13 protein-coding genes, 1 pseudogene and 1 riboswitch are annotated in these 8,996 nt (G+C 68.2%); of the genes and pseudogenes, 7 read left to right on the top strand and 7 right to left on the bottom strand.

What is annotated here, in order from left to right; translation table 11 throughout:
- Positions 1-40: 40 nt before the first annotated feature.
- Entirely contained in the window at positions 41-481 is a 441-nt protein-coding gene (locus Q5Z10_RS08095) for a group III truncated hemoglobin (RefSeq protein ID WP_303638633.1), read from the bottom strand.
- Between the two features lie 181 nt (positions 482-662).
- On the opposite strand from Q5Z10_RS08095, the gene Q5Z10_RS08090 reads away from it, so the two are divergent.
- Together Q5Z10_RS08090 and Q5Z10_RS08085 are read left to right on the top strand one after the other, a co-directional pair.
- Positions 663-950: a hypothetical protein gene (locus Q5Z10_RS08090; protein WP_303638632.1), complete on the top strand. Its 288-nt coding sequence runs from the start codon at positions 663-665 to the stop codon at positions 948-950.
- Positions 947-1,996 carry a 4Fe-4S dicluster domain-containing protein gene (locus Q5Z10_RS08085; RefSeq protein ID WP_303638631.1) on the top strand — a complete coding sequence of 350 codons (1,050 nt, stop codon included), beginning with the start codon at positions 947-949 and terminating at the stop codon, positions 1,994-1,996. Before Q5Z10_RS08090 ends, Q5Z10_RS08085 begins: the two co-directional genes overlap by 4 nt.
- 1 nt (position 1,997) lies before the next feature.
- Here the strand turns inward: Q5Z10_RS08085 and Q5Z10_RS08080 are convergent, their stop codons facing one another.
- Together Q5Z10_RS08080 and Q5Z10_RS08075 are read right to left on the bottom strand one after the other, a co-directional pair.
- Entirely contained in the window at positions 1,998-2,234 is a 237-nt protein-coding gene (locus Q5Z10_RS08080; RefSeq protein WP_303638630.1) for a hypothetical protein, read from the bottom strand.
- Positions 2,235-2,594: 360 nt separating this feature from the next.
- A pseudogene (locus Q5Z10_RS08075) lies at positions 2,595-2,798 on the bottom strand (helix-turn-helix domain-containing protein); the annotation flags it as partial.
- A gap of 78 nt (positions 2,799-2,876) precedes the next feature.
- Between Q5Z10_RS08075 and Q5Z10_RS08070 the strand changes: the two are divergent.
- Both Q5Z10_RS08070 and crcB read left to right on the top strand, forming a co-directional pair.
- Positions 2,877-3,317: a helix-turn-helix domain-containing protein gene (locus Q5Z10_RS08070; RefSeq protein ID WP_303638628.1), complete on the top strand. Its 441-nt coding sequence runs from the start codon at positions 2,877-2,879 to the stop codon at positions 3,315-3,317.
- A 21-nt stretch (positions 3,318-3,338) separates the two neighbouring features.
- Positions 3,339-3,402, top strand: a riboswitch (Fluoride riboswitch).
- A gap of 81 nt (positions 3,403-3,483) precedes the next feature.
- Positions 3,484-3,876 carry a fluoride efflux transporter CrcB gene (crcB, locus tag Q5Z10_RS08065; RefSeq protein WP_303638627.1) on the top strand — a complete coding sequence of 131 codons (393 nt, stop codon included), beginning with the start codon at positions 3,484-3,486 and terminating at the stop codon, positions 3,874-3,876.
- Between the two features lie 3 nt (positions 3,877-3,879).
- Here crcB and Q5Z10_RS08060 read toward each other — a convergent pair whose 3' ends face one another.
- Positions 3,880-4,713 carry an AraC family transcriptional regulator gene (locus Q5Z10_RS08060; RefSeq protein WP_303638626.1) on the bottom strand — a complete coding sequence of 278 codons (834 nt, stop codon included), beginning with the start codon at positions 4,711-4,713 and terminating at the stop codon, positions 3,880-3,882.
- Positions 4,714-4,845: 132 nt separating this feature from the next.
- On the opposite strand from Q5Z10_RS08060, the gene Q5Z10_RS08055 reads away from it, so the two are divergent.
- Both Q5Z10_RS08055 and Q5Z10_RS08050 read left to right on the top strand, forming a co-directional pair.
- A complete protein-coding gene (locus tag Q5Z10_RS08055; protein WP_303638625.1) occupies positions 4,846-5,337 on the top strand; it encodes a DUF6265 family protein in 492 nt (163 codons plus the stop codon).
- Between the two features lie 20 nt (positions 5,338-5,357).
- Positions 5,358-6,482: an alpha/beta hydrolase family protein gene (locus tag Q5Z10_RS08050; RefSeq protein WP_303638624.1), complete on the top strand. Its 1,125-nt coding sequence runs from the start codon at positions 5,358-5,360 to the stop codon at positions 6,480-6,482.
- A gap of 28 nt (positions 6,483-6,510) precedes the next feature.
- Here Q5Z10_RS08050 and Q5Z10_RS08045 read toward each other — a convergent pair whose 3' ends face one another.
- The gene (locus tag Q5Z10_RS08045) at positions 6,511-6,780 is read right to left on the bottom strand and encodes a hypothetical protein (protein ID WP_303638623.1); all 270 of its coding nucleotides are present in this window, start codon (positions 6,778-6,780) and stop codon (positions 6,511-6,513) included.
- Between the two features lie 134 nt (positions 6,781-6,914).
- Complete coding sequence (locus Q5Z10_RS08040; protein ID WP_303638622.1) at positions 6,915-7,619, bottom strand: ArsR/SmtB family transcription factor; 705 nt, start codon at positions 7,617-7,619, stop codon at positions 6,915-6,917.
- Positions 7,620-7,740: 121 nt separating this feature from the next.
- Here Q5Z10_RS08040 and Q5Z10_RS08035 point away from each other — a divergent pair, with 121 nt between their 5' ends.
- On the top strand, positions 7,741-8,367 hold the full coding sequence (locus tag Q5Z10_RS08035) for a flavin reductase family protein (RefSeq protein ID WP_303639154.1): 627 nt from the start codon (positions 7,741-7,743) through the stop codon (positions 8,365-8,367).
- A gap of 5 nt (positions 8,368-8,372) precedes the next feature.
- Here Q5Z10_RS08035 and Q5Z10_RS08030 read toward each other — a convergent pair whose 3' ends face one another.
- Positions 8,373-8,918, bottom strand: coding sequence for a DUF4124 domain-containing protein (locus Q5Z10_RS08030; RefSeq protein ID WP_303638621.1), 546 nt, complete (start codon positions 8,916-8,918; stop codon positions 8,373-8,375).
- Between the last annotated feature and the right edge of the window lie 78 nt (positions 8,919-8,996).

Raw genomic sequence — 8,996 nt, 5'->3', positions numbered from 1 at the left:
CCAGCATCGCCGCGGGCGCGGCGCACCGCCTTGACCCAGATCAATCGCGGCCGGGAACACCCAGCATCGGCAGGGTCACCTGCGGCCAGCGCAGCATCTGGTAGCGGCGCCAGAAGGTCCCGGCGATCCGCGCGGCCACGTCATCGGCCAGCGCCTGCATCGGCGGATTGTTGCACTCGGCGGTGGTGATCCGGAACAGCACCAGCCAGCGGTCGAACAGATCCTGGTCCAGCTCGATCGCCATGTGCTTGGACATCGGCGACCCCTTGAAACGGCGGGTGCCGCGCAGCATCGCCGACCAGAAGTCGACCAGCTGGTCCAGGTGTTCCGGCCAATGCTGCACGTGGCCCTCGAACACCGGGCCCAGCCGCTCCTCTTCACGCACGCGCGCATAGAAATCGTGAACCAGCCGGGTCACCTCCTCTTCGCTGCACAGCGCTGGCGAGGCGACGGGAAGTTCAGGCGACGGCGTTGCGTTCATCGGGGTACCAGGGACGGGGCTGCAGTGTGCCGCATGCCGCAGGCACGGCTGTTGATCCAGATCAATGTCGGCGCCGGCAGGCGCACCTAGGCTGGCACGCTCGCAGGAAGCATGCCCGGCGGGAAGCTTCGCCAACCCGGGCGAAGTATACGCGCCGCCCTCTACTTCGATCCGGTACTGCATGAACACATCGACTTCCGGCCGCCGCCAGCGGCTGATCCAGCACTGGGGCGCAATCCTGTGGCCCAGCTTCATCGCCGCAGGCCTGGCCAGCGTGGTGTTCTTCGCCTTCATCGACCCGCTGCGCCTGCAGGCCATCAGTTTCCCGGGCACCGGGATCAGCCGCGAGCTGGGATACACCGCCGGCTTCTTCATGTTCTGGGCGGTCACCGCCCTGTCCAGCGCGGTGACCGGCTACCTGCTGCGGCCACTGGGCGGCGAAGACGGTGACGAGTTGCCACTGGGATGAGCACGGCGGCCCGTACCCGAGCGCGCCGCTGGCGCTGGCGCAGCCTCCTCACCGCCGCACTGCTGGTGATCTTCCATGCGTTGCCGTGGCTGCAGTGGGATGGCCGGCAGGCGTTGCTGCTGGACATCAGTGCGCGTCGCTTCGATCTGTTCGGCTGGACCCTGTGGCCCGACGACATCGGCGTCCTGCTCGGCCTGCTGGCGGTGCTGGCGGTGTCGCTGGCGCTGCTGACCCATCTGGCCGGGCGCGTCTGGTGCGGCCATGCCTGCCCGCAGACCCTGTGGAGCCGTGCCTTCGACGCGATCGACCGGACCCTGGCGCGGTGGCTGCCAAGGGCCCTCGCACGCCCGGCCACCCAGGCGGCATGGCTGCTGCTCTCGCTGTGGACCGGGATCACCTTCGTCGGGCTGTTCAGTCCGATCCGTGAACTGCTGTCCGGCGCGGCCAGCGGCAGCTGGAGCGGTTGGGAAACCTTCTGGGTGCTGTTCTACGCCGGTGCCACCTGGGGCAATGCCGGGTTCCTGCGCGAACAGGTCTGCCGTTCACTGTGCCCGTTCGCACGCATGCAGCCCTTGCTGACCGACCCGCACACCCCGCGCATGCTGTATGACGCGCGGCGGGGCGAACCGCGCGGCGCGCGCGCCCACGGGCTGGGGGGCGTGCGCGACCGCGGTCGCGGCCTGCTGGACCCGACCACCGCGCAGGACTACGTTTTCCGGGCCGCGCATCCGCTGCTGGCCGGGCCGATGCCGCGCTTCAGCGCGGACCGGCTGGGCGACTGCACCGACTGCAGCGCCTGTGTGCGCGCCTGCCCGCTGCAGCTGGACATCCGCCACGGCCCGCAGGCCGAGTGCCTGGCGTGCGGGGCGTGCCTGGAAGCCTGCCAGGCCCAGCAGCAGCAGGCCGGGTTCGGTGCCGGCCTGGTGCGCTACTGCAGCCCGCAGGCGATGGCCGGACAGCCACGCCAAGGGTGGCGGGCACGCACCACCGCCCTGGCCTCGGCACTGCTGGTGCTGCTGGCCTGGGGCGCCTGGCGCCTGCTGTGATTCAGCCCGGCCCGCCCGGGCGCGGCGGCACCAGCTGGGCGCGACGGACGATGCCCAGCTGCTCGATGATCAGTGCCATCTCGTTGGTGACCTCGGTACGCTCGGTCCCCTGCGGAACCAGGCGGTCAAGCACCTGCTGGTAGGTATCCCAGAACGCCGGACCGCATCCGTGTTTGTGATAACTGGCTTCCAGTTCGCGGCGTACCCGTTCAGCCAAGCCATGCATGCCGTATTCCATACGACCTCCGTTGGACTTGTCCTGCGATCATTGACGGTCGACCGACTCACTTGCGGGCTACTGAAAGACTCCCGGCCTTCACAACCGATTGATGCCAATTAGTCACAGATTTCACGACAGGTCAATTACAGCACGCGACTTTTGCCATTGAAATTATTAATCGTTCATGAAGGAACAGTGCGACTGCATTCACGCGCCGCGGGGTTGATGCCGACACGCCTACGTCCAGGTAGCCACCGCCTCGCGTGAGATTGCCCCGATCACTCCACCTGCTTCAATCGAATCTGCCTATCGTGTAAAGCAATCTTAACGATCTGACGGGTTCGGTTTACATCCGACATCTGGTGTCGCAAGCAGGGCGCTTTCACCCGGCGAGGCCGTCTCTGAGGGAAACAGCCCGGGGTAACGCTGCTGCAGGATGTAGCGCCGCAATGGCGGTATCGGAAAGTCCCTCGGCCATTGCGACACAGCAGATCTGCTGATTCCGAAGAAGCGCGCGAGCTCGGCGTCGGTGCGGAATCCAAGCCGGATACGCACCTGCCGCTTGCTCCAGAATTCGTCCATTTTCGACCCCTTGCATCATCAGACTTATTCTTGCGCCAAGGCCTCTTTCCATTCCACGCGTTAAGCTGGCTTGCATAGATGAATACTCTTGGACAACGACTCGCGGTCGCCATGAAGGACGCCGGGCATGCACGCCCGGCCGATCTGGCGCGTGCCGCCGACACCACCACGGCCACCGTCAGCAACTGGCTCAACGACCACGTCAAGGCTGACCACGTGAAAGCCGAACAGCTGTTCCGGATCGCCGACGCCGTGAAGCTGGATCCGCGCGAACTGCTGTTCGGGCCGCTGGGCCGTGGCGTCGGCGAGCGCGGCACGGTCTACATGCACCTGCCCAGCGAAGCGCAGCTGGATGTCTGGCAATCGGCCTACGAACTGGTCGCACACATCCTCGACGAACGTGGCCTGGATCTCGGCCACCGGCGGGCGGCCACGCTGGCCCTGATGGCCCATGACCTGATGATGGAAGGGGTCAGCCGCGGCAAGGTCGCGCGCGTGGTGATGACAGCCCTGCCCTGAGCTGCGGGGGCTGGTAGCATGGACGGTGATGGGGATGGGGCTCCCCCGATAACCGCCTGAGATGGCTGATGGCTCCTGCCGAGACGAACCCGGCGTTCGTCGATCGCAGGCCGTGCCCGCCATCGCGCATGCCGTCGATCCTGCGAACACGCACGCGAGGCAAACGATGCAAGCGCTGAACAACTATCTGCTGGTCTTCCTCGGTGGCGGCGTCGGTGCCTGCCTCCGCCACGCCTGCAACCTGCTCGGCGCCCGCGTCGCGGTCGGCAGCGCATGGCCATGGTCGACGTTCCTGGTCAACATCAGCGGCGCGCTGCTGATGGGCGTGGTGGTGGAAGCCTTCGCACTGCGCCAGGGGGCGTCGCCGCAGCTGCGCCTGCTGCTGGCCACCGGCATCCTCGGCGGCTACACCACCTTCTCCACGTTCTCGCTGGAAACCGGTCTGCTGCTGCAACGGGGCCAGCACGGGCTGGCCGCGCTCTATGCCGGCGGCTCGGTGGCACTGGGCCTGGCCGGCCTGTTCGCCGGCATGAAGCTGACCCGCCTCGCGCTGGGGTGACGCTCAGGCAGCCGTGGCGCGCGCCTGGCCACGCCATTGTCGCGGTGACTGCCCGGTATGCGCCTTGAACGCACGCGACAACGCGGCCTCGCTGCCATAGCCGACCTCATCGGCAATGCGCTTCAACGGCCGCCCCTGGCGAAGGGCCTGCTGCGCCAGGCCGACCCGCCAGCCCTGCAGGTAGTGCCCGGGGGTGGTGCCCATCGCTTCGCGGAAGCTGGCAGCAAACACACTGCGTGACATCCCGGCAACGTCGGCCAGGTCTTCCAGGGTCCAGGCCTGCGCGGGCGCCTCGTGCATCGCCACCAGTGCCAGCCGCAACCGCGGGTGGCCGAGCCCGGCGAACAGTCCACCGCGCATCTCACCGCCCTCCATCAGCTGTCGCAGCACCTGGATCATCACCACTTCGAACAGGCGGTTGATCATCGCCGCGCGACCGCAGCGCTGCTCGAAGGCTTCCTCGAACAGCAGTTCCAGCGCGGCATTGCCGCCGTAAAGATCGGCCAGTGGCAGGCAGATGAAATCCGGCAATGCAGCACTGATCGGATTCAACCTGCCGCCTTCGAAATGCAGGTTGGCACAGGCCATGTCGGCGCCCAGCTGCGGATCGGTGTGGAAACGGTGTGGCATCGGGCGCGGATACAACAGCAGGCTGGGCACATCGACCTGCACCGTCTGCCCCGCGTGGATGACCTGCAACGGCCCCCTGCGCACCAGGTGCAGCTGACCTGCGTCGCCCTCCCCCTCCAGGCTGTTGATGCCACACAGGGCCCCGGCATGGAACACCGAGGCCGAGACCGCAAAACGTTCGAGCAGGATGGCAAGACGGTCGACCATGGAGGGACTCCGGATCAAACAGGACGGGGCGATGCTACAGATCGTATCGGATTCCCCCGGACAACAGAGGGCACTGGCCGCCGGTCCGGCGCAGCGCTATACAGGCCGCTGATCCCGCGCACGGAGGCACCGATGTCGATCCGCATTGTCCTGGCCCTGCCGCTACTGCTGGCCGCCGCCCCTGCATGCGCCGCCGCGCCGGCGAAGATCGAACAACTCGCCTGGCTGGCCGGTTGCTGGCAGCTCGATGGGCAGCCGGCCGGCGCCGGCGAGCAATGGTCCACCCTTGCCGGCGGCACCCTGCTCGGCAGCAGCCGCAGCCTGCGTGGCGGGCACACGGTTGGCTTCGAGTTCATGCACCTTCGCCAGCACGATGATGGCCGCCTGGTGCTGACCGCCCTGCCCTCCGGCCAGAACGCCACCGCGTTCAATGCCACCCACGTCGATGGCGATGACGCCCTGTTCGAGAACCCGGCCAACGACTTCCCGCAACGCATCCGCTACCGGCGTGTGGATGCGCAGCGTGCGCACGCACGCATCGAGGGTGCGCAGGACGATCCCGCACGCGCAGTCGATTTTCCGATGCACCGCGTCGCCTGTACGGGCGCGGCAGCGGCGCCGTGATGCGCAGGGTACCGGGCGCAATGTCTGCTGCGTCCTGCACGGCCGCCCTGAAAAGGCGCGCTCCGCGCCTTCTGCTGCGACATGCATGGGCCGTCGCGCTTCTGCTGCCGTCCGCGGGGCCATGGGCGGCGCCCCCCGCCGCGCCGCGCACGCTCGAAGGCGAACTGCAGGGAGCACCGTGGCGGCTGGATGTACCGGCGCACTGGAAGGGTGACCTGGTCATGCTCGCCCATGGCTACGAACCGGTCGGCGCGCCACGCGAAAGGCCGATGCGCGCCGGCGACAGCACCGCCGCCCTGCTGGAGGCGGGCTACGCCGTCGCCCAGAGCGCCTATTCCAGCCAGGGCTGGGCGGTGGCCGACGCGGTCACCGACATGGAGCGCCTGCGCCAACATGCTATGTCCGAGCTGGACGGCGTGCGCAACACCTGGATGCTCGGCTTCTCGATGGGGGGAGCGGTCACCGTGGCGACGCTTGAACAGCTGCCGCAGCACTACGCGGGCGGTGTTTCACTGTGCGGTGCCAACCTGCCAGGCGAGCGGCTGGCAGAGGACCTGCTGACCACGCTGGTGGTCTTCGATTTCTTCTTCCCCGGCGCTGCGGGGTTGCCGGACAAGGGCCTGTTGTCGGCCGAGGCCGCCACCCTGCCGCAGTCGGCGCTCTATGCGGGCATCGCCGCGGCACTGCAGAGCAGGCCACAGATCGCCAGCCAGCTGGCAACCCGGCTGCAGGTGTCCGGCGACGCACTGGCCGGGGCCATCAGCCTGCACGCGATGATCCTGCACGAGTTGAGCCAGCGCGCCGGCGGCATGCCGGTGGGCAACGCGGGGGTGATCTACCGCGGATTCGGCGACGACGACGCGCTCAATGCCGGGGTACAGCGGATCAGCGCAGTACCGGCGGCACAGCGTTACCTGCGCGAGCGACTCGGCTTGAGTGGCCTGCTGAAACGACCGCTGGTGATCCAGTTCAACAAGGACGATCCCAGCATCGTGCCGCGCATGCAGTCGGTGTACCCGCAGCTGGCGGCGCGCGCGGGTGCACAGCCGCAGCCGCGTGTGCTGCCGGCGGTGGGCGAAGGCCACTGTGCGTTTTCCGGGGCGCAGGTGATCGCCGCGTTGAGGGCGGCGGCCGAGCCTGGCTGAGCGTGCAGCCGGGCACTGGACGGCCGGCTCAGGCGCCCAGCGTCCCCATGGTGAAGGTGTAGCCGGAGCGCATCAGGAAGTCGCGCATGCGCAGTTCGGCGCGACGCGGCGATGGAAGATCGGCCGGACCATACAGGGCGTAGACCATGCCCGCACCTTCCACGCGTTCGCGGCGAACGCCGCAGTGCCGGGTCTCGGATGCGATGACCCAGCCATCCTTCAACTGATCCGGTCCGATCGACTGCCCGTTCTTCAACCGGAACGTCAGCCAGCGCACATCCGCGGTGGATCGGCTCATCGCTGGCCTGCCACATCGTGCATGCGGCTGTTCATGTCCTTGCCTGCCATTGCTGCTCCCGAAGACCAGGACTCCGACCATACCCCCTTGCGATGTCGTGCCCGGTTGAGACTGGCCGGCGACCCAGCCGTGGATCAGTCGCGCAGGCCGAACACCCTGCGGAATGCCTGCTGCCCAGCCGGGGTCACCCGCAGCTCGCGCCGCCCCTCGATCCGACGCAGCCAATCCTGCTGCAGGAAACTCTGAAGCATCGCCTCGCCCACCAGGCCGGCGAGGTGCGGGCGCCGCTCGGTGCAGTCCAGGCAGCCTCGACAATAGCGCTCAGGGCGGGCCCGTGCGGGCCGCTCGATGACCTCGGCCAGCGGCGGGCCCAGCATCCGCAGCCGCTCGGCACCTGCGGCCGTCACCTGCCACGAACCATCGCCCGCATCGATGGCGCCGCTGGCCAGCAGATGGTCGGCGATGGCCACGGCATAGCGGCCCGCGAGGTGGCGATAGCAGGTCCGGGCCCGGAGAAAGCCGGCATCGACGGCGACCGTCCGCGGCCATGACGGCGGCGCTGGGTCACTGAACCGGAGGATGCCTTCCAGCATCGCGGCCACGTCGCTGGAAGCGAGCTGGTGGTAACGGTGCCGGCCCTGCGCGACCACCGACAGAATGCCGCCGTCGATCAACCGGCGCAGATGGGTACTGGCGGTCTGCGGTGACACGCCGGCCACTGCGGCCAGTTCGGACGCCGTCTGCGCGCGGCCGTCCATCAGCCTCATCAGCATCGCGGCGCGCGCCTGATCACCGACCAGCGATCCAACGTGGATGAGCGTGCGTGAGGTCTGGACCATGCCGCCATTCTGGCACGCCGGCGGCCCTGCACCCTTCGATCCGGATCGAAGCCTGCGCCGCACCGGCCGCGCCACAGTGGCTGCCCGCAACCAGGAGATGCCCGTGACCACCGCTGAAGGAATGCAACGCCGCCGTATCAGACCATCGGTGCTCTATCCCGGCACGCCCGTCGTCCTGATGACCACGTTGAACGAGGATGGCAGTGCCAACATCAGTCCGCTTTCCTCCTTCTGGGCATTGGGCGATCGTGTCGTGCTGGGCATCGGTGCGCAGGGGCAGGGGTGCCACAACCTGCTCGCACGTGGCGAGTGCGTGCTCAATTTCGCCGGCGCCGGGCAGGCCGCACAGGTGGAGGCGCTGGCCCGGGCCACCGGCCGCATGCCGGTACCTGCCAGCAAGCGCGACCTGGGGTACGCGCACGTCCGCGACAAGTTCGCGCTGGGCGGCTTCAGCCGGGTCGAATCCCTGCAGGTGGCCCCACCAGCCATTGCCGAATGCCCGCTGCAGGTGGAAGTCGCGCTGCTGGCGACGCACCGTCCGAGCGGCGCGGACGCGCCGGAATTCGTGATTGCTGAAGGACGGATCTGCTGCGTGCACGCACACGCCTCGATCACCCATGCGGGTACCGAGCACATTGATGTCCAGCGCTGGGCGCCGCTGATCTACCTGTTCCGGCATTACGTGGGCACGGGCGCGCCAATGGCGCGCAACTTCCGTGCGGACGATCCGCCGTCGACGCCGGCCTGAGCCGGTCAGTGCGCAGGTGCGGACGTACCCGGGTACTTGTCGCGCACCGCGTTCTCGCGCTCGCGGCGCGCCGTCGAGCATCGATCGCGTGCCGCCGTCATCTGGCTGTCGGCCGATATCCGTTCCGAACTCAACGCCTGCTGCAGGCTGGAAATCTGCGCGCGGATGCCGGATTCGGCGGTCGCGCCGGCCAGAGTGCTGTTGGCACCCGCCAGCTGGCGGTTCAGATCTGCCACCTGGCGATTGACTGCCTGGCTGCGTGACTCCAGCGGGCCGTAGATGCGCGACTGCTCGCGCTGCAGGCAGTTGCGCTCGGCGAAGCCGGCGTCGTTCAACTCTGCGGTCCGGTACACCGCACTGCGGTTGGCGGCTTCGCCGGCGGTCTCGGATGCGGCACGGTTGGAGCGCAGCTTCACCGGCACCGCCTCGCTGCCGCACGGATTCTGCGAATACGTCGTTTCGCCGGACGCACCCTTGCACTTGTAGACCTGCGCCGACGCCAGCGGTGTGGCCAGCAGCAATGCCAGTGCGATAGCCGATGTGCTGTTCATGCAGACCTCCTGTCCGGGGCAGCGCGGCCCACCTGGCGCTACCCTAGGACGGATCGCATGGCCAGGCAAATGCCGCCC

The organism is Stenotrophomonas sp. 704A1 (assembly GCF_030549525.1).
GTDB lineage: Bacteria > Pseudomonadota > Gammaproteobacteria > Xanthomonadales > Xanthomonadaceae > Stenotrophomonas > Stenotrophomonas tuberculopleuritidis.
Note: the sequence above shows the minus strand (reverse complement) of the source record. Positions and strands in the feature narration are given on the sequence as shown.